This is a genomic window from Clostridium sp. AF35-15, from assembly GCF_003477745.1.
GTDB classification, from domain to species: domain Bacteria; phylum Bacillota; class Clostridia; order Lachnospirales; family Lachnospiraceae; genus Otoolea; species Otoolea fessa.
Window position 1 is genome coordinate 243,170 of record NZ_QUDY01000003.1, and the last position, 20,812, is coordinate 263,981.

16 protein-coding genes and 1 riboswitch are annotated in these 20,812 nt (G+C 48.1%); of the genes, 3 read left to right on the forward strand and 13 right to left on the reverse strand.

Annotated features, from left to right (window positions below):
- Positions 1–44 precede the first annotated feature (44 nt).
- Both DWZ76_RS15445 and pruA read right to left on the reverse strand, forming a co-directional pair.
- Positions 45–1,433 carry a dihydrofolate reductase gene (locus tag DWZ76_RS15445; RefSeq protein WP_333549082.1) on the reverse strand — a complete coding sequence of 463 codons (1,389 nt, stop codon included), beginning with the start codon at positions 1,431–1,433 and terminating at the stop codon, positions 45–47.
- A gap of 666 nt (positions 1,434–2,099) precedes the next feature.
- Entirely contained in the window at positions 2,100–3,725 is a 1,626-nt protein-coding gene (gene pruA / locus DWZ76_RS05430) for an L-glutamate gamma-semialdehyde dehydrogenase (protein ID WP_118472105.1), read from the reverse strand.
- A gap of 539 nt (positions 3,726–4,264) precedes the next feature.
- On the opposite strand from pruA, the gene DWZ76_RS05435 reads away from it, so the two are divergent.
- A complete protein-coding gene (locus DWZ76_RS05435) occupies positions 4,265–4,888 on the forward strand; it encodes a hypothetical protein (protein ID WP_107000350.1) in 624 nt (207 codons plus the stop codon).
- Positions 4,889–5,313: 425 nt separating this feature from the next.
- Here DWZ76_RS05435 and DWZ76_RS05440 read toward each other — a convergent pair whose 3' ends face one another.
- The 9 genes from DWZ76_RS05440 to pfkB form a co-directional block, all read right to left on the reverse strand.
- Positions 5,314–6,675, reverse strand: a complete 1,362-nt coding sequence (locus tag DWZ76_RS05440; RefSeq protein WP_243017780.1) for a L,D-transpeptidase family protein — start codon at positions 6,673–6,675, stop codon at positions 5,314–5,316.
- A gap of 420 nt (positions 6,676–7,095) precedes the next feature.
- Positions 7,096–7,986, reverse strand: coding sequence for a cation diffusion facilitator family transporter (locus DWZ76_RS05445; RefSeq protein WP_022359193.1), 891 nt, complete (start codon positions 7,984–7,986; stop codon positions 7,096–7,098).
- A gap of 101 nt (positions 7,987–8,087) precedes the next feature.
- Positions 8,088–8,172: riboswitch (NiCo riboswitch) on the reverse strand.
- 89 nt (positions 8,173–8,261) lie between these two features.
- Complete coding sequence (locus tag DWZ76_RS05450) at positions 8,262–9,455, reverse strand: VWA domain-containing protein (protein WP_107000351.1); 1,194 nt, start codon at positions 9,453–9,455, stop codon at positions 8,262–8,264.
- The gene (locus tag DWZ76_RS05455; protein WP_118472107.1) at positions 9,445–10,260 is read right to left on the reverse strand and encodes a MoxR family ATPase; all 816 of its coding nucleotides are present in this window, start codon (positions 10,258–10,260) and stop codon (positions 9,445–9,447) included. The genes DWZ76_RS05450 and DWZ76_RS05455 overlap by 11 nt, the downstream gene beginning before the upstream one ends.
- Positions 10,261–10,509: 249 nt before the next feature.
- The gene (locus DWZ76_RS05460; RefSeq protein ID WP_117796346.1) at positions 10,510–11,256 is read right to left on the reverse strand and encodes a DeoR/GlpR family DNA-binding transcription regulator; all 747 of its coding nucleotides are present in this window, start codon (positions 11,254–11,256) and stop codon (positions 10,510–10,512) included.
- Between the two features lie 80 nt (positions 11,257–11,336).
- Positions 11,337–12,962 (reverse strand): phosphoenolpyruvate--protein phosphotransferase, encoded by a 1,626-nt coding sequence (gene ptsP, locus DWZ76_RS05465; protein WP_117796472.1) that lies wholly within the window; start codon positions 12,960–12,962, stop codon positions 11,337–11,339.
- An 80-nt stretch (positions 12,963–13,042) separates the two neighbouring features.
- Entirely contained in the window at positions 13,043–13,300 is a 258-nt protein-coding gene (locus DWZ76_RS05470) for an HPr family phosphocarrier protein (protein ID WP_022359198.1), read from the reverse strand.
- A 94-nt stretch (positions 13,301–13,394) separates the two neighbouring features.
- The gene (locus DWZ76_RS05475; protein WP_118472108.1) at positions 13,395–15,404 is read right to left on the reverse strand and encodes a fructose-specific PTS transporter subunit EIIC; all 2,010 of its coding nucleotides are present in this window, start codon (positions 15,402–15,404) and stop codon (positions 13,395–13,397) included.
- Between the two features lie 93 nt (positions 15,405–15,497).
- Positions 15,498–16,418: a 1-phosphofructokinase gene (pfkB, locus tag DWZ76_RS05480; RefSeq protein WP_118472109.1), complete on the reverse strand. Its 921-nt coding sequence runs from the start codon at positions 16,416–16,418 to the stop codon at positions 15,498–15,500.
- Between the two features lie 403 nt (positions 16,419–16,821).
- On the opposite strand from pfkB, the gene DWZ76_RS05485 reads away from it, so the two are divergent.
- Both DWZ76_RS05485 and DWZ76_RS05490 read left to right on the forward strand, forming a co-directional pair.
- Positions 16,822–18,072 (forward strand): cell wall hydrolase, encoded by a 1,251-nt coding sequence (locus tag DWZ76_RS05485; protein ID WP_182431268.1) that lies wholly within the window; start codon positions 16,822–16,824, stop codon positions 18,070–18,072.
- A gap of 217 nt (positions 18,073–18,289) precedes the next feature.
- Positions 18,290–18,859 (forward strand): hypothetical protein, encoded by a 570-nt coding sequence (locus DWZ76_RS05490; protein ID WP_118472110.1) that lies wholly within the window; start codon positions 18,290–18,292, stop codon positions 18,857–18,859.
- Between the two features lie 150 nt (positions 18,860–19,009).
- On the opposite strand, the gene DWZ76_RS05495 is transcribed toward DWZ76_RS05490, so the two are convergent.
- Complete coding sequence (locus DWZ76_RS05495; protein ID WP_118472111.1) at positions 19,010–19,474, reverse strand: Hsp20/alpha crystallin family protein; 465 nt, start codon at positions 19,472–19,474, stop codon at positions 19,010–19,012.
- Positions 19,475–19,919: 445 nt separating this feature from the next.
- Complete coding sequence (locus DWZ76_RS05500; RefSeq protein WP_243017781.1) at positions 19,920–20,600, reverse strand: site-specific integrase; 681 nt, start codon at positions 20,598–20,600, stop codon at positions 19,920–19,922.
- Positions 20,601–20,812: the final 212 nt, after the last annotated feature.

The following is a 20,812-nucleotide window of genomic DNA, read 5'->3' on the forward strand; positions in this document are numbered from 1 at the left end:
AGAATTCTCGATTATTTTACCACTTTGTCCTATTTTTGACAACCTTAGAGCGATTCCTTTTCCAGCTTCCGATATTCCCTGAATTCATAGCACAAATTGAAAAATGTCTGCTCGCCGCTTCGTCTTACCAGTTCCCAGCCTTCTTTCTCCAGATCAACCATGTGTGTGTCTGCCACATAGGAAAAATCAATCCAGGTGATCTGCGCTGTGTCGCAGAACGGAAGGAACTGCCGGTAAACCGACTCGCCGCCGATGATGACGACATCTACATCTGTCAGATGTTTTTCCTGCTTCAGCTCGTCAATCCGCACCAGCGCCTCCTCGACACTGTGGCAGATCTCTGCCCCCTTTACGCTCAGAGCCTTCTTTTTTGTCAAAATCAGGTTGATTCTGCCATCCAGCGGTCGCTGAGCCGGGAAAGTTAGAAACGTTTTATAGCCCATCACGATGATTTTTCCCATCGTTTCCTGCCGGAATAATTTCTGATCCGCCGGGATCACCGTCAGCATCTGCCCTTTATTGCCGATACCCCAGTTCCGATCCACTGCTGCAATCAGCTGAAAATGTCTCGGAAACCGTTCCGGAAACTGTCTTTTGAGTGTCTTCATCATGCTCGCCGCATTGATATAGAATGCCTCGTCTGGCTGTTCTTTCTTATCTACATGAGAATGGAACACGCGCTCCATCTCCCGAAGCGCCGTCTCTTCTTCCGGGAACCGGTTCATAATATCAATCATGGCATCACGGCTGTCACGAAGCTTCTGCATCAGGACATCCCAGATCGTCGCCTTATCCGCTTCACTGACAAAGCCATAGTGGTTTAAAATAATCTCTTTTGCATCCAATTCCGATGAATACTCGATCGATTCTTCTGCCGCCTTATAGTCTACCAGAAACGACGGCATATAACTCCCATCATGCCCCATGACGCCTACCGTCTCACTGCACAGCATCAACTCATCGTCAATCAGGTAAGACATGGAACATTTCGTGTGGCCGATCGTCGCAAACGCGTAGATCGTATGGTCGCCCAGTTCGATCGTCTCGCCGTCCTCCAGCGATACATTAATCTGTAAATCTGCATCGTCATATTCCGAATCCCATGGAAGCCCCGCCGCTTCTGCCGCCTCGCCGCTTAGACGCCGGATCGTCTTCAAAGCGCCCGGTTTCACTAAAATTTCTTTTGCGCGCTCGGAAGCATATGTTTTCACCCCTGGCCATGCTTTCCGCACCGCCGGAAGCCCCGCTACATGATCATAATGGGAATGGGATAAAAGAACCGCGTCTAACTCTGCATCGCCCAGTTCTCTTTTTATATTTTCCACCATCTGGTCGGCAGCATACGCCATCCCCGCCTCGAACAGAAGATTGGCTTTTCCCTTTATCAAAAACACCGCACCGCTTCCGCAGCCAGATACATCGATCACCGTCATTGCTTTCTCATCCTTTTTGTTTGAATTTAAAATCGAACTAAGAAAATTTGAACAAAAACAAATCCTCAAATCCCTATTTCGTATTTGATTTTATTTTACTGGATCTTTATGAGAAATACAAGGACTGGTTCAAATCAGATGAATGTAAGGAATAATAGGGTAACTGTTCACAAATAGGAATTTTCTGAACTGAAAATTCTGTACGATACAGTTCTCGCAGCAGATTTTGCCGATTTGGAATGCGCAGCATCGGCAAAATCCCGTTGCTGGGCACACATGTGTGAGCAGTAACATAATGGGATTTTTAATAACAGAATGCCGCAATTTCATTCCAAACAAACGGAACAATATCTGAGCGGGTGTGGCTGGGATACTCGGACAGATTTTCTAAATTATAAAAAGGATCGGCACCGATATGAAATCGTGTGTTTCGTTACACAGATTCCGGATCAGCGCCGATCCTCTGGGTGGTTGGTTTTAATTTAGTAAATTATGGGGAAGAGCTGCACCCCAGCATGCTCAGTGGCTTCAGCGTGCTCAGTGCCCCAGCTAAAAAAAGCTGCGCTTTTCTTCGCTGGACGGGCTGCGCCCTATAAATCAGTCCAGCAAGACAGTTCCTTATGTGCAAGCACAACGTTCCTGTCTTACTGCCCTGCTTTGCACTGCTTATGCCTCAACCATGTACGGATATGTTACATCCAGGCACGGGACTCTGAGTTCTTTGATGGTTCTCGGGCTTAACCAGCGATACATGTTGATCTCGCTGCCGGCTTTGTCGTTGGTTCCGGATGCTCTTGCACCACCGAACGGCTGCTGACCGATAACTGCACCAGTTGGCTTGTCGTTGATGTAGAAGTTTCCGGCTGTTCCTTTGAGTGCATCTTCCATCTTAACGATAGCTTCGCGGTCATCTGCAAAGATTGCTCCGGACAGGCCATAGGAAGTTGCGGTATCGCAGCTTGCCAGAGTCTCATCCAGTTTGTCATCCGGATATACATATACGGTCATAACCGGTCCAAAAATTTCCTCTACCATAGTCTTGAAATCTGGCTTCTTAGCCTCAATCAGGGTCGGATATATGAAATATCCCTTGGAATCATCGTATCCGCCGCAGATAACGTCTGCATCCTCGGATGCTTTTGCATAGTCGATGTACTCTTTGTTGGTCTTGAATGCGGATGCATCGATAACAGCGCCCATCAGGTTTCTGAAATCGGTTATATCGCCAATTTTAATCTTCTCAATCTCTGCCAGCATACCCTCTTTAACCTGCGGCCAGATGCTTGCCGGAACAAATGCACGGGAAGCTGCGGAGCACTTCTGTCCCTGATACTCGTAGGATGCTCTTGTCAGAGCTGCTACCAGACCCGGTACGTCTGCGGAATTGTGAGCAAAGATGAAGTCCTTTCCACCAGTCTCGCCAACCAGACGCGGATATGTTTTGTATTTCTTGATGTTCTCGCCTACTAAGGAGTAAACACCGCTGAACACTTCGGTAGAACCTGTGAAATGGAATCCTGCCAGGTTTGGATCGCTTAATACGTACTTGCTCATGTCAGAACCACGGCTCGGTACGAAGTTGATAACGCCTGCCGGAAGTCCTGCTGCCATCAGGGCCTGCATTACATAGTAATTGGAAAGAACTGCTGTGGTAGCCGGTTTCCAGAGAACTACGTTACCTGCAATCGCCGGAGCGGTCGGAAGGTTAGCACCGATGGATGTGAAGTTGAATGGAGAAATCGCGGTTACGAAACCTTCCAGTGGACGGTACTCGATGCGGTTCCAAACATTTGGCGTGTTGTTCGGCTGTCTGTCATAAATCTGCTGTAAGTAATATACATTGAAACGAAGGAAATCGATCAGCTCGCAGGTATCAATCTCAGCCTGATATGCGGTCTTGCTCTGTCCTAACATGGTAGCTGCATTTACTTTATCTCTCATCGGACCAGCGATTAAATCAGCTGCTTTTAAGAAGATAGATACGCGGTGTTCCATCGGCATCTCGGTCCATGCTTTTCTGGCTGCCAGAGCTGCTGCAATTGCATCCTTTAACTCTTTCTCACCGCCGGAAGCTGCTTCTGCGATTACATGAGCATGGTCATGCGGCATAACTGCTTTGGTCTTTCTCCCTGTCCAAACTTCCTTACCACCGATGATCATCGGAACCTGAACAACCTGTGCGGACTGGCGCTCCAGCTCTTTCTTTAAGCTGGCTCTCTCCGGGCTTCCCGGAAGATATGCTTTTACCGGCTCATTTTTCGGCATCTCTACTTTGAAATATCCATTGCTCATTGCTCATCTCTCCTTTTTTATATCTTGTCTCATTTGTGATTATGATATGAAAATTTTTCTCACTTTATTTTCGTAAAATCTAACTTTTTCTTTTTAATTTTCATATCAATGAATTTTTATGGCTAAATATTAGCATGTTTTTCATTTTATGTCAATACTATTTCATATTTAAAAATACATGTTTTCATTATATTTTTCTGTGCATATCGCATAATCTCTTTGCTTTTTCCTGTATTCTGTTTTGGATTGTAATTTTTATCGATCTTACTGTTCACGCATACGTGCCCAGTAACGGAATTTGCCGTGACTTCGCATTTAAATACGGTAAATTCCTGCTGCCACCACGTTTTCTTACGGCACTTTTGCTTCCAAAAGTGCCCACCCGGGAACAGTAACTATCGATTCTTGTAATTCTGTATGTTTTTTTATGCTTTGTTTACGGGTCATGGTTTTTGTGGTATACTGATCCCGCCCGAAACAACTCACAAAAGTGAGTTTATCCTGAAAATAATTCACTTATATGAAAAAGGAGTTTGATTATGCTTAAATTAGAACGTACCAGCGTCATGAATCTGGAAAATGCCATGCGCGGTGCCCGCAATCCGATGAACAGCTGGGGACGGATGGACAGCTTTTATGATGAGAATGGCGAATATAAACTGGGACCAAACGATCTCGACCTTGCGAAACGTCTCCGCAAAGCAGGCAGCGACCACCGCAAGTTTCTGCGCCAGGTATTTGTCTCAGTCGATGTGACCGCACCTCTCTACTGGTGGAAAGAATATGATACTTATAAAGTAGCGACCGTCGCCAATTCAACCAGCACGATGCACAAAATCGCCAGCAAACCGTTTTCGATGGACGATTTCAGCTGCGACCACATGACAGCCGGAACACGCGCATTTATGGAAACAGTTATCGCCAAGCTGGAGGAAATCCGCCTGCGTTATCTGGAGACAAAGAATAAGGATGACTGGTATGATATGATCCAGCTACTGCCGAGCAGTTATAATCAGATGCGGACTTGTTCGTTTAATTATGAGACACTGATTAATATTTATTATGCCAGAAAGGATCATAAGCTGGCGGAGTGGCATACATTCTGTGACTGGATCAAGACCTTGCCGTATGGGGAAGAATTGATTATTGGGGAAGGAAAATAGATAATTAGTTTGATTTTCGTGAGAGGGACGGAGAAAAAGCCGCCCGGGCAAAAATGATCAGGTTTCGAAGACTGGGATTTTCTAGGCATCTTCGGTTTGATTAAAAACAGAAAGAAATCCTCACAAAGCAAGTTTGTTGCGGTTTCTTTCAACATCAAATCCGAATCTGCCAAGTAAATCCACAGTCTCGAAAATTCCATTTTTGCCCGGGCGGCTTTTTCTCCTGTTTATTGGATGATAACTTGGTAAAATTTAAGATCCTGGTGTCATCCAGCGCATGAATGCGGCTGGATGACGGCGTAGGATCTTTTTTCGTTCCGTATGATAAATTACTTTGTCCACCATCTACTTTCTTATCTAATTATATTCAAGAAAGTCCCCCATGTCTTTCTTCTAAATACCGAATGTGCGCTTAGAAGAAATGTTTAGTTATGGCAGAGAACTGGCATTCCCTTGTATACTTTCTCGTAGAGAAGTTTTGCTTTATCAACCGGCAGATTGATGCAACCGTGGCTGCCGGAATACTGGTAGATGGTTCCGCCGAATTTACTTCTCCAGCTTGCGTCATGGAAACCGATGCCGCCGTTGAATGGCATCCAATAGTCTACATGACTTTCATATTCATAGGTGCCATCTGCCTGTTTGGCGCCGCGCAGAACGCGGTCGGCCTGCTTGTAGGTCAGGCTGTAAATACCTTCCGGGGTTGTGTAGTTTTTGGATACGTTTCCGGTTACGCACGGAGCATCCCAGGTCAGGGCGCCGTTTTCATACATATATACATGCTGGGCGCCGAAATCAACTTCTGCGTAGGTATTGCCCCAGTCTGCGTCTGAATGGCTGGCTGCCTGCTGGGAGAACTGGACTTCACGTTCCTGATTGATACCTGTCTGCGCCATCAGAACCAGGTTGTCTGTCTCTGCAGTCTGGTCAATCTTCCATCCATAAGGGCCTGTCAAGGCTACCTCTTTTCCGGAAGTGGTATGGAAAGTACGGGTAGTTCCAGCTGTGTCGTATTTCGCTGCCAGCGCCTTGATGTAAGCAGCTGCCTTATCGCGGTCTACAGTAATGACACCATTCTCGCCGCCTGTATACCAGCTGACATATTCAGTACCGGACAGTGTCTCGGTCGCATCACCGATATGGAAGGTGATGGTCGCATTTTTAGCCTGGTTCATCTGGGCGCAGAGTGCTTTTAAGGATGCATCGCCGGAAGTCACCTGGATCGGTGTGTAACATCCCAATGCTTCCAGATCGATCTCTGTCATGCCGGAGGCGATCGCCGCATTGATCGCCGTCTGTACCTTTGCCTTATCCACAGATTCTCCCTTTACTTCCGGAACAATCGTGAAATCTTTTCCTTCTTCCCAGGCGGATATATGGGCATCTACCGTCGGTGCTACACTATCTGACATACAATTTAAGGAAGCAATGCGGTTTGCAAGCATCGTCTGATCGCAGGAAAGCGGCATCGCGATCGTCAGCGCTCCTGCTCCAGCTACCCCTGCTGCCTGCTGGTCAATCGCTGCCTGCAGCTCATTTGTAATCACTACTTTATAGCCGATCTCCGCTGCGGTGATCTCTTCTGTCTTGCCTCCGCGTTCTTTGATCGTTAATTTATAAGAACCGTAATTCTGCTCCAGCTTTGCCTTCGCTTCCTCATTGCTCATTCCGCCGACTGCGACGCCATTTACACTTGTTCCATTTGCAAAACTGCCATCTGCCAGTACTGGCTGTGCAAACATCAGCACCAGTGCAGCTGCTGCACCAGTCATTTTAAGTATACTCATACTTTTATTTTTCATTTTTTCACAAACCTCTCTGCCGCGCCATATGGCTGCGGCCTGTATATATGGATTCTGAATCCTTATTATAGCAGAGTCGGAAAAAAAGTCCAGACCGATTCTAAAAAAGATCGTCAAAAGATCCGATTCGTAAGAATTTCTTAACGGTTCCTTTTTTCTTTCCTTTTTCTTTCATTTTTTCCATATTCATGATTGCAGTTTTTCCATTTTGCAGTATGATGGTATTCATTGCAAATGGGAAGTATAACTTTCAGAACGTCCTTAAAAATGTTTAAAATTTTCATGTTCCCAAAAGCGCCAAAAGGACCGCCGCATCTGGCATGCCCTCTTCTAAGTAAACAAGATTTTTATTGTTATCTTGGTCTGCTTAAAAGGAAATATGCCAGTCTGCGGCAGTCCTTCTTTCTATTTCCGGTCAATTTCCGGATTGACATGCACCATAATGTGTTTTACCTTCGGAAATGTCTTTTCAATGCTGTTATGCACCACCTCGGCAATCTTGTGCGCCTCCCGCAGCGGCATGGAACCATCTACCTCAATCTCAATGTCCGCATAAATTTTATTGCCAAAGATCCGCGTCTGAAGCAGGTCAATCCGCGCCACATCTGGATTCTGAAGAACGCAGGCGCGCAGCTGTTCTTCGGTCTTCTCATCACAGGAATGATCGACCATTTTATCCATCGCATCTTTAAAAATCTCATACGCCGCTTTCACGATAAAGACGAAAATAACCAGGCTCGCGATCGGATCCATGACCGGAAATCCCATTCTCGCGCCCACGATTCCGACCAGCGCACCGATCGAGGAAAACGCATCCGAACGGTGATGCCATGCATCTGCCATCAGTGCGCTGGAATCAATCTTTTTCGCATAATATCGGGTGTACCAGTACATCGCTTCTTTACTGACAATAGATATAACAGCCGCTGCCAGCGCCAGCATTCCCGGAACCTGCAGGTGACTGTATTCTCCCTTGAGCACGTCCGTAAGCGCCTCCACGCCAATCCCCAGACCTGTCATAAAAAGAACCATCGAGAGGACAATCGCAGCCACACACTCCATCCGCTCATGTCCATACGGGTGCTCCTTGTCCGGCTGTTTGGACGACAGCTTAATTCCAATCACCACGATCATCGTGCTGAACACATCGGACGCCGAATGGATACTGTCACTGATCATCGCATTCGAATGTGCGAACACGCCGGCTAACAGCTTCATAAACGCCAAAAGGATGTTCACTACTATCGTTACAAAAGACACTTGATTTGCCACCTTCTGAAAATCATTCTGTTTCATATTCGTTACCTCCAAAAAATATCTCATGGCACTAACGATAGGTGGGTGCTGCAAATCCATAAAAAAGTATAAAAAAACACCCACGAACCAGTATGAGTAACTACTGTCCCGTGGATGAAACTAACTTCCACTGTCGCTTCTGCGACCCGACCCCATGATATTCACGGTCTGCTCAGTTTGTACTGTAGTTTGATATGCAGTGCAAAGAGTTTATGATGAATAATAGCACAAATTTACTTTATTGTCAATATCGGGAACCGCCCCTTTTTCCATATTTATTTTTTCAATTCCTTAATTCCAGCCTCAAGTCCTGCCGCCGTCAGCGGAAACATCGGAATCTCCTCGCGGATCAGACTGATCGTGTACGCACCGTAGGCATATGCCCAGTTATTTTCCCGCATCGGGTTCAGCCAGATCGCTGACGGAAAACGCCGGTGCATCTCCTGCAGCCAGTAAATGCCCGTCCGCTCGTTGCTGTGAAAATAGTCGAGACTGCCGCCGCGGTACAGAAGTTCCGACGGCGCCATCGACGCATCCCCAACCAGAATTACCTTGTATTCCGGTTTCAGGTTGTGAAAGACCCACTCGGTCGAGATCTTATCCCTCCAGGAGCAGGACGGCGTCGTAAACAGCTGATCGTAGAAACAGTTGTGGAAATAATAAATCTTCAAATCCTTAAAATGGGACGATTGATTGACCGCCTGGAACAGCCGGTTGCACAGATCCGCATATGCCCACATCGACCCGCCGCTATCCATCAGAAGAAGGAGCTTCGTCTGGTTCTTTCTCGGGCGCTCCATGACGAGCTCCAGACGTCCGCCTTCGTCACAGGTCTTCTCGATCGTTTTCTCCACATTGAGTTCCGTTTTCGGTCCATCCTCACGGCAGGATAAAAGACGCAGCTTTTTGAGCGCCACCTGGAACTGCCGGATCTGGATAACCGCATCGTCGCGGAAATCGCGGTAATTCCGCTGTTCCGCCACCTGCAGCGCGCTCCGGTTTTTGCCCGGTCCGCCCACGCGGATGCCCTTCGGGCTGTAACCGGAATGTCCAAATGCCGACGTACCGCCGGTTCCAATCCACTTATTGCCGCCGTGGTGCTGCTCATGCTGCTCTTTCAGTCGTTCCGCCATCATTTTACGGATATCGTCCAGATCAAGTCCCGCAAACCGCGCATCGACCTCATCCTTATCATACGGCGTCTGCGCGTGCGCCTTGGCAAGCCAGTCTAAGACCTCCTTCGGAAGTTCCTCAAACGTCTGCACATTTTTAAAATATGCCAGAAATGCCTGGTCAAATTTGTCATATTCGGACTCTTTTTTGACCAGAACCGCCCTCGCCATATAGTAAAACTCCGTCAGGCTCGCGTCGTTCAGGTTCATTTCCAGCGCATCCATCAGGCTGTTCCACTCATTGAGGCTCGTCTTCATCCCGTAAGAACGGAGTAGATACAGAAAATCAGTAAACATATCGGTTATTCTCCACCAGCTTTAAATCCTCTGTCTTTTTTAAGAGTACCCCCGCAAACGGGATCTCCTTTTCCAGCTTCCCCACCGGCACGCCGCCGATCACAAGCGCCTGAATCCAGTCCAACACCTCGGAGGTACTCGGCTTCTTCTGCAGGCCGCGCAGATCGCGCACCCGGTAGAAGGCGTCCAGCACGCCGTCGATCAGCTTCTGGTCGAGATCCGGGTAATGTGCCTTGATGATCTTCTCCATCATCGGCTGCTCCGGGAATGCAATATAATGGAAGATACAGCGGCGCAGGAACGCATCCGGCAGCTCCTTCTCCGCATTGGAGGTAATAATCACAATCGGACGGTGCTTCGCTTTGACAGTCTTTCCCGTCTCCGGAATGTAAAATTCCATCTTGTCAAGTTCCCAGAGCAGGTCGTTCGGGAATTCCAAATCCGCTTTATCGATCTCATCGATCAAAAGAACCGTCTGCTTTTCCTTCTCAAATGCCTCTCCCATCTTTCCGAGGCGGATATATCTGGCAATATCATCAACGCCATCCGCACCAAACTGGCTGTCGTAAAGACGCTGTACCGTATCGTACACGTAAAGACCGTCTTGTGCGCGGGTCGTCGATTTAATATTCCAGATCAAAAGTTCCATATCGAGGGATCTGGCAATCGCCTCCGCGAGCATCGTCTTTCCAGTGCCCGGTTCTCCCTTGATTAAGAGCGGCTTTTTGAGCGCCGCCGCAATGTTAACGCTGCGGATCAGTTCATCCGAAGCGATGTATTCGTCACTGCCGTGAAATTGCTGCATGGTAAATTCTCCTTTTAGAAAGTTCTCCTTTTACATAACTGTAAACACTAACAAGGGCAGCATAACGATTCAGGATCCATGCTGACTGCGATCGGTTCGGATCCATCGTTCCTCCCGATCGTCATACATAATCCTGCCCGTTTGCCGCCCTATTGATTTTCTATAAATATAGCAATATTCTAATAGTTTGTCAAATCGTATATATGTTAGGATTTCATTAGAAAAACACGATTGTTACTGCTCACTATTCTACTTTGCCACCCGGATATTCTTGCTGCCGCTAAATCCTTCCGGCGGCTCTGTCTCCGTGAGGATCGTCGCTTCTTCAAACCCCCCGAACGTCACCGAACTTACCATGCCGAATTTCTGGCTGTCCGCCAGCACATAGCAGCGCTCTGTCTGGCGCATCGCCTCTTGCTTGACTAATGCCTCATTCGGATCCGGCGTCGTGAAACCGTGGCGCTTGCTGACGCCGTTGGTTCCAAAAAATCCCTTTGTAAAATGATAGCTCTGGATCATCAGGATCGCCTGACTTCCGATGACCGCCTCCGTCGTGCCCTTTAACTCACCGCCAATCAGAATTACGCGGTTTCCGGCGGCTGCCAGCCGTTTGGCATGTGATACCGCATTCGTCACAAACGTGGCGCTGCGCGCCGGAAGATAGTCTAAGATATACCCGGTCGTCGTGCCCGCGTCCAGATAGACAAAATCATCCGGCTGGATAAGTCCCGCCGCAAACTGGGCGATTCTCCTTTTCTCCTCCTGCTGCAATTCCATCTTCTGTGCCACTGACGGCTCGGTTCCCGTAAATGTCCCGTCCGAGGACACCGCGCCGCCAAACACCTTGGTCAGGCGCCCCGCCTTGTCAAGCGCATTCAGATCCCGCCGGATCGTCGATTCCGAAACTCCCAGCACCTCTTTAATCTCAGGAACTGTCACACTCCTCTTTTTATCCAGAAGTTCCAAAATCAGTTCGTATCTTTTTTCTGTCAGCATGACTCTTTTCCTTTCATCTTCTGCTGTGGTTGAACTTTTTTTAGCTCAATTTTTCACTTCTCTCTGTCTTAATATTCTTATCAACTGCAGCTGCTTTCGACAATGACCTTCCGAATCGGCAGCACACGCCCCGGCGATACGGAAAGCTCATCCACACCCATTTTCAGGAATTCTTTTGTCAAACTCAGATCCGCGCCCAATTCGCCGCAAATACCTGCCCAGATGCCCTCGGCGTGCGCATTTTCAACAACCATGCGGATCATCGCCAGCACCGCCGGATGGTGCGGATCGTAAAATGCATCCAGCTCCGGATTCTGACGGTCAACTGCCAGCGTATACTGGGTCAGGTCGTTCGTTCCGATGCTGAAAAAGTCCACTTTTTTCGCCAGTTCCCGGCTTACCATGACTGCCGCCGGGGTTTCAATCATAATGCCCTGCTTCGGGTCGCCAAACTGGAGATTCTGTGCGGTCAGCTCCGTCTTGACCTCCTCGACAATCTTCGCAATCGCCTCGACCTCCCAGACACTTGTGATCATCGGATACATGATCTGGAGATTGCCATAGGCACTTGCCCGAAACAGCGCGCGAAGCTGTGTCTTGAAAATCTCCGGTCTTGTCAGGCAGATACGGATCGCCCGGCAGCCCATCGCCGGATTTTCCTCTTTTTTCAGTTCAAAATAATCGCACTGCTTGTCCGCGCCGATGTCCAGCGTACGGATAATGACCGGTTTGCCCGCCATCGTTTCCGCTACCTGTTTATATACCTGGAACTGCTCCTCCTCCGTCGGAAATGTTTCTTTTTCCAGATACAAAAATTCGCTGCGGAACAGTCCGATGCCCGCCGCATCGTTCTGAATGACCGATGCCAGATCCTTGCTATTGCCAATGTTCGCATACAGGCGGATCTCCTTGCCATCCAGAGTGACTGTTTCGCGCCCTTTCAGTGTTTGCAGCAGTTCTTTCTTCTCCTGTTCCTCCCGCTGCCGGCGGCGCATTGTTTCCAATGTCTCCTCATCCGGTTCCACATACAGGACTCCGTTCGTACCATCCACAACCGCAAATTTCCCATCTACCGTCTCATCGAGCGCCACGTCCGTTCCGATCAGCGCCGGAATGCTCATCGTACGCGCCAGGATCGCCGTGTGGGAATTGACGGAACCGTGTACCGTCACAAAGGATAGCACCTTGTCCTTTTCAAGCTGTACCGTCTCTGACGGTGCTAAATCATCTGCCAGAATAATCACCGGCTCGTCCGTATGGATGCCCTGACCTGCGCCTCCGGACAGAACGCGCACAATCCGCTCCGAAATATCTTTGACATCCGCCGCGCGCCCGCGCATATATTCGTCCTCCATCGCCGCAAACATCTGGGCGAAATTGTCACCGGTCACCGCAACCGCATACTCGGCATTGACCTTCTGCGTATCGATGATATTCTGAACCGCGTCCAGATAGTCCTCGTCCTCCAGCATGATCTGGTGAATCTCAAAAATCGCCGCATTCGCCTCGCCAACTTCTTTTACCGCCTTTTCATACAACTCGCCGAGCTGGCGGATGGACTCCTGAACTGCCGCATTAAACCGCGCTTTTTCCTGCTCTGCATTCTCTATTTTCGTCCGTTTTACGGTCTGCTCGCCTTTCTGATACACACATATTTTTCCAACTGCGACACCGCCAAATACACTTTTTCCACGATACGTCTGCATGACCATTCCCCTTTCCATTGATCCATTATCGAAAAATGCCGCCATGTAATAATCCCTTACATCGCGGCATCTTTGTTAAACTACATATTTTCCTTCATAAACTGGCTGACTGCCTCATAAGCTGCTTCTTCGTCCTCGCCCTCAAAGGTCAGGGTTACTTCCTGTCCGTTCTTTACCGCCAGTCCCATGATACCGAAAATCTTTTTGCAGTCGCCGCTCTTTCCATCTTTCGCCAGCTTGATCGTACTCGTAAACTGTTTTGCCGCCTTTACCAGTTCACCTGCCGGGCGTGCGTGGATTCCTTCCGGGTCTGTAATGGTATATTTAAACTCTTTCATGATGATGTTCTCCTTCTCATTATAACCTATTTTGATTGATTTGACCAAAAAATTTCTAATAAAGATTCACATTCCGTCAAAAAAAATTATTTATCTATTCTTCTACATTCTTCTTGAGAACTCCTAAGAGTACCGTCGAGATCGCCATGCCAACCACCAGTGCCAGCAGATAGAACAGCGGATTTCCCATGACTGGGAATACGAAGATTCCGCCATGCGGCGCCATCAGCGTACAGTTAAATAACATGCTCATCGCTCCCGCAACACCCGAACCGACGATGCAGGCTGGAAGCACGTGTACCGGATCGGACGCTGCAAATGGAATCGCGCCCTCCGTGATGAATGCCAGACCCATGATGAAGTTGGTCGGTCCTGCCTCGCGCTCTTCCTTTGTAAATTTCTTCTTAAACAGCATTGTTGCCAGCGCAATCGCACACGGCGGTGTCATACCGCCAATCATAACAGCTGCCATCACATCGTAGTTGCCGGAGGCGATTGCCGCCGTACCAAATACATATGCCGCCTTGTTGAATGGACCGCCCATGTCGATCGCCATCATCGCCGCCAGCACAAAACCAAGAATCAGCTTACTCGAACCACCCATGCTGCTCAGACCATTGTTTAACGCCATATTGATCGCGCCCATGACCGGCTCTACGACGAAGCTCATAACCAGTCCGATGAGCAGGACGCCCACAACCGGGTAAATCAGGACCGGAGCAATCTTTTCCAGTGCCTCTGGAAGATTCTCGCACGCTTTCCGAAGCGCCAGAATCAGATATCCGGCAATAAAACCTGCCGCCAGGGCACCAAGGAAACCTGATTTTCCCTGAGAAGCAATCATGCCGCCGACAAAACCGACTGCCAGCGCCGGGCGGTCTCCGATCGCCATCGCGATGAAACCAGCCAGAATCGGGAGCATAAAGCCAAATGCCACACCGCCGACATTTTTAAACCATGCCGCCAGCGGGGTAATCGTACCAAAGTTTACACGCTGGTCGAGCGGGAGTGCATTCATATCCACACTAAAACCATCAATCAGAAACGCAATCGCAATCAGGATGCCGCCGCCGACTACAAACGGAAGCATGTGGGAGACACCATTCATCAGCTGCGTGTAAATCTGGTGTCCGACACTGCCCGATTTGCCGCCAGAGGCTGCCTTTGCCGGGCTGCTGCTTCCAGATGATGCTGCGTGGTAAACCGGTACCTCCCCGGACGCCGCGCGCTCCAAAAGCTCCGGTGCCTTGCTGATACCGTCCGAAACCTGACATTCGATCACTCGTTTTCCGTCAAACCGATCCATCGGCACCTGTGCGTCCGCTGCCACGATGATGCAGTCCGCCGCCTCGATCTCCTGTGCCGTCAGCACATTTTTTGCTCCGGCTGAACCGCGCGTCTCAACTTTGATCTTCCAGCCCTTCGCGCGTGCCGCTTTTTCCAGGCCTTCGGCTGCCATGTAGGTGTGCGCGATACCGGTCGGACAGGAAGTAACCGCTAAGATCTTCGGTCCGGCTGTCTTTTCCGTCTCTGCACCCGCTTTTTGCGCCTGAATCTCCTGACCACCTGCTTGTGCGGCATTCTCTCCATTTGTATCTACCGCTCCTTCGCCGGAATCAGCCGCCAGTCTCTCATCGATGCCGGCCTGTTCTGCATCTGCCTTATCAATAATGGAAAGAAAGTCTTCCACCGAAGAGGCATTTCGCAGGGAATCTGAGAAATTCTCGTCCATCATGAGAACGGAAAGCTTGCTTAACACATCCAGATGTACGTTATCTTTTGTATTTGGCGCTGCAATCAAGAACAGCAGAGTGACCGGTTCGCCGTCCAGGGAGTCGAAATCCACGCCATTTTTGATGACCATCGCCGCCAGCCCCGGCTTTTTGACCGCATCACATTTTCCATGAGGAATTGCAATCCCCTCGCCGATACCGGTCGTGCTCTCTTCTTCTCTCGCATAAACCTGCTTGCGGAATGCCTCGACATCCGACAGCTTTCCGCTCGCCGCCATCAGCTCTACCGCCTTGTCCAGTGTCTCCGATTTGCTGGTGGGTGCCGCATCCAGCGATATACTTCTCGGATCCAGTAAATCAGTAATCTTCATATCTGTTGCCTCCCTATTTATGCCCGAATGTCAGGTATGCATTGCATATCCGGCAGTACATTTTGCCAGCTTCAAAAATGTCTGCATACAACCTCATCCGATTTTTGTGATTCTACAGTTCTCATACACTTTCTTTATCTCATCCTTCGTCGCCAGCTGCTCCGAAAAGGCGCTCGCGCTTCCAGCTGCCAGTCCCATGCGGAAAGCGTGTTCATAATCTCCGCTCTCCCCGTATCCGGCCAGGAAACCGGCTACCATCGAATCTCCGGCTCCGACACCATTTTTCAAGGTTCCCTTCGGTGCTTCCGCCGCATAGACGCTTCCATCCTCCGCCAGAAGAACCGCGCCCTTGCCTGCCATCGAAACCAGCACGTTGACCGCACCTTTTTCCTGCAGCTTCTTCGCATACGGAACAACTTCCTCCCGCTCCGAGAGCTTCACGCCGAAAATGTCTCCCAGTTCATGATTGTTCGGTTTGATTAAAAATGGATGGTGTCCCAGCACATTGAGCAGCAGATCCTTGGTCGCGTCCACAACAATCCGGACGTCCCTGCCATCCAGGCGCTCCATAATCTTCTGATAAATATCATCCGGCATCGACGCTGGAATACTTCCAGCCAGCACCAACGTATCATCCGCCCCCAGCCGGTCAAGCTGGGTCATCAGCGCATCCACCGCTTCCCGCGGAATCTTCGGTCCCCGACCGTTGATCTCAGTCCCGTCGATGGATTTCAGCTTCAGGTTGATGCGGGAGACTCCCTCATCCAGGGAAATAAACTCGGCTTTCACGCCCAGCTGCTCCACTTCCTTCCGAACCTCCTCGCCGACAAACCCGGCAGTAAAGCCAAGCGCCGTATTGGCAATTCCAAGGTTTTGAAGGACCGTCGAAACATTGATTCCCTTTCCGCCCGGAAGCAAAAGCTCCGAATCCGTCCGGTTGGTCAGTCCGAGCTTAAAATCGCTCACTGACACAATATAATCTAACGATGGATTAAAGGTTACCGTATAAATCATAAGCCTTCATTCCTTTCTTATCTTGATTGATTCTGACTGTATTATAAAATCATTTTCATTCAAAATCAATCAAACTTATTCACAAACATGCTGCCTCTTTTTGGGTTATATTGCACAATTTTGATTTTTTATGATTGTTTTTGATTGATTGTTTCGTGTGAATTCCGGCGAAACGATTGCTGTCACTGATGGAATAGTGTTTCCAAAAACATCATTTTTACTCAGTTTCATCTCCTCTTCTAATCGTAAAATCCCCCTTTGTTGACAAGGATTTTCCTATTTGCTATAGTAAATGAAGAATTTTGTAATATCTTTGTAATATTTCCAAGATGTTTTTATATCAGAAAGGATATACGATATGAACGATTCCCCTTTGAAACCTGCTTCTTCCAGGCGCAAAAAAATGGATAAAACAATGATGGCGATCTATTTCCTGATCCTTTTTATTGTAGCCGGGGCGGCTCTGCTGGCATTTCTATGCCTCTCTAAACCTTCTGATAAGAAGAACAAAGCAGGCTCTGATCCTTCCATCGCTTCTTCCAGCACCTTAAAAAACAGTCATCAGACCGGCACCGATGCTAAAAGTACGGCGAAAGCCAAAATCAAAGAAGAAAAGCCGGTCGATCCGTATGAAAATCTCGCGGTCGCCAATGTGGATGATGCGCTGAACCTGAGAGAAAAACCAGATACAGATGCCAAAGTACTCGGCACCTGCTTCCGCGGAGGCGGCGGTACCATTTTAAAACGCAAAAATGGCTGGACAAAAATCCGCTCCGGTGGGCTGGAGGGATGGCTCAAGGACGATTATCTTGTATTTGGCGATGATATCAAGCCGCTCGCCAAAGAGCTCGGTCTCTATATCGCTACCGTCAGCACACAGACACTCCATGTACGTGAGGAAGCCAGCACGGATTCTGCCATCGTCGGTCTGGCTGCCGCGGAGGACTACTATCCTGTACTGAGTCAGGAAACTGGATGGGTCAAAATCCAGCTTTCTGTTGACACCTCCGGTTACGTTTCTTCTGATTATGTCACAATCAGCGTTAAGCCAGGACGCGCAATCAGCATTGAGGCTGAGATGGCAGCGCTGGAGGCGGCACGGCAGGCTGCTGAAGAAGCTGAGCAGGCATCCAGAGCCGCCGAGGAGGCCCAGATTGCAGCCGCAAAATCGCAGGCAAAAGCAAACGCGGCTAAAGGTTCCTCCCAGACTTCGGGAAAATCTGGAAATTCTGGAAGCTCTTCGAAAAAGAGCACGGCTGCACCAGCCGCTAAATCATCCTACGTGATCTCCGCCTCCGAGAGCGACGTTTATCTGCTCTCCGCCTGCCTCACGATGGAAGCCAACGGCGGATCCTATGAAAGCTATCTGGCAGTCGGAAGTCTGATCGTCAACCGCGTCAAATCTGGCAAATGGGGCAAATCCATCTCCAGCGTCATCTACGCGGACGGACAGTTCCCAGGCGCGACCTCCGGCCTGCTTGACAAATATCTCGATAGAGGACCGTCCTCTACTGCCACCAAGGCGGCAAAGGCAGCGCTCGCCGGGGAGAATCAGATAGGCGACTACCTTTATTTTACCTCGACCAAATCAGCAAACTACGACAGCTACTCCAGCTATCAGGTGGTTGGTGGGAATTGTTTCTATAAAAAATAAAAGGCTAAAAAAGGCGGATTTAAACGCATTACATTAAACCTCATATACATTCCCATCGCCTTATGATATGATAATCATATCAGCAAAACATACAGGCAGAGGACACCTACTGTCCATACCTTATTGATAGGTACTCTCGGATTCTTTCCTGCAAATCATCTCACAAAATTAAGCACAGAAAGCTTCCGGGAGTCCATTGATTACAAATGGAGGAAATATGAGAAAATCAATTTATACCTTGATGGTTTCCACTCTCATCGCAGCCGCCAGCATGACCGCCTGCTCCAGCCAGCCGTCTGAAACAACCACGGCTGAAACAACTGCCGCTGAATCCACACAGGAAAACGATACATCAGCAGAAAGCAGCGATGCCAGCAAAACAACTACTGCCGGAGAAAAAGAAACCGCCCAGACAACGGATGCAGATCATGCAGAAGACGAGACTCTGAGCGAAAAAGAAATCACAGAACTTTACCGTGGTTTTGCCAGATCCCTTCAAAGCATCATCGCCAATAAAAATATGAACGATTTAGCCGAGCTGCTTTTCTATCCGTCCTACATCGGCATCGATGACGGGATTGTCGTAAATAACAGAACTGAATTTATGGCTCTCGACGCAGACAAGGTATTTACCGACGCGCTGATTGAGGCAGTCAAGACAGCCGATGTTTCTTCCACCGAACTGACCAATGCAGGTTTCATCGTAGGCGATCCATCCGGTAAACCGGCAGTTACCTTTGGTCTGGACAAAGAGGGATCTATCGGTATCACAGCTATTAACTACTAATCAGAGATAAAATAGTGAAAAAGAGCGCCGCAACACTCACAAACCGGCTTTCCATTTCTGGTAAAACTGCTCCATGAGTGCCGCAGCGCTCTTTTCTATGTTACAGCCAGACAACTGCATCCATCAATCCGGCTGACTGCTTCTTCTACATTATCCTTCAATCGCAATATATTTTTTCTGCTCGACTTCCGGTTTTGCTTCTTTCTTCGGAACAAAAATTTTCAAAATACCATGCTTAAATTCCGCCTTGATATCTTCCTCTGTTATATCATCACCGACATAGAAGCTTCTCGCACAGGAACCTGCGTAACGCTCTCTGCGGATGTAACGACCGGACTTTTTCTCCTTCTCGTCCTCATCCAGTCCCTTCGCAGCCTGAATCGTCAGATTACCATCTTCCAGGGAAATCGAAATCTCTTCTTTCTTAAATCCCGGCAGATCCATCTCCAGCTCATAGCCATCTTCCATTTCCTTGATATCGGTCTTCATCAGGTTCTGTCCATGGCGTCCATACAGCTTTTTCTCTATCTTCTGTCCGGCTTTATCATCATAAAACGGAAAATCATTAAAGAAATCATCAAACAAATTTTCTCCAAAAATACTCGGCATTAACATAAGTCATCTCTCCTTTTCTAACTTCATTTCATTATGTTTATTTACCAACATTTTCGGAACCGGGACGGTCTGGGAACTTTTCTTTTCTTCCTCTTCCTTCGTTCTGGCTATGTTATAGCACTTCTTATTAGCACTGTCAAGAGGCGAGTGCTAATTTTTTTGTGAAGAATTTGTGAACGCTACGAGCCATGCACATTTACGTGAAAGAGCCATCTTTCAAGCTTGCTTGATAAAGATGGCTCTTTCATGGAAATCTATAGGGCGACAGCCCTACAGCGAGGGAAGTCTTTCCCGAGCTGTGCATGGCGTATGCCACTACTTCACAGGGATTTTTCACTTACTTTCGCACTCAATTTTCTTGGTTTGACCACATTTTTACGACAAATTCTTGGAAAAATATATTCGTCTGATTTTCTTACCACATTTTACGACAACAACTTATGGTTTATACCACAGCAGGTACGGTTTCTGGCAGGTTCATTTTAGACATCTCATTCTCCACATGAGACTTATCTGAAATATGATTATAGACATTCATTGTGATCTGTGCATCTGAATGGCCCATCACATACTGCATAACTTTGGGATTGACATTGTTCTCACCCAATCTGGTACATCCCGTATGACGAAGGGTATGCGATGAAATAGGAGGCATCAACTCCGGCTCTCGCTTCTCTTCTTCTGCCAATTTGCTTTCTTTTTTATTATAGGCATTAACAATATTTTTCAGAAAGCTGTTCACTCCCGCTGGCATAATCGGACGTCCATGCTTTGTATTAAAGATGAATCCACTGCGTCCACCTACATGGATCTCCCGGTTCTTCATGTCCACATCTGACCAGGTTAAGCCGATGGTTTCACTCACTCTCAGGCAAGCCCCAAACATAACCTGCATCATTGGAAGATGAGGCTTATACACATTACTCTGTTCAACAAACTTCAAAAGTTTTTCCTGCTGTTCCAGTGTCAATGCTTCTTTCTCCTTTGCCGGAGCCCCATAATCTCCAAGTGTTCCTGTTACTGGATTCTTGCGGATAATCCCATCTTCCACTGCCAGTTCAAAACTGGGATTCAATAAGCCATAAAGACCTTTGATCGTACTGTGTGCCAGTCCTTCATCTGACAATGCAGAAAAGAACGTCCTTACGTGAGATGTCTTAAAATCCACAACACGTAGCAAAACTTAAATTCACTGCATTTTTCCTCTTTGGCAAAAGGAAAAGCACTGTAAAACCCATAATCCAACGGTTTTCAGTGCTTTTTTCATATTACATTATTGAATATCCCTCATTCTGCCTATATAAGTGAAACTTAGCGAAACTTAAATTAAATCTCTTT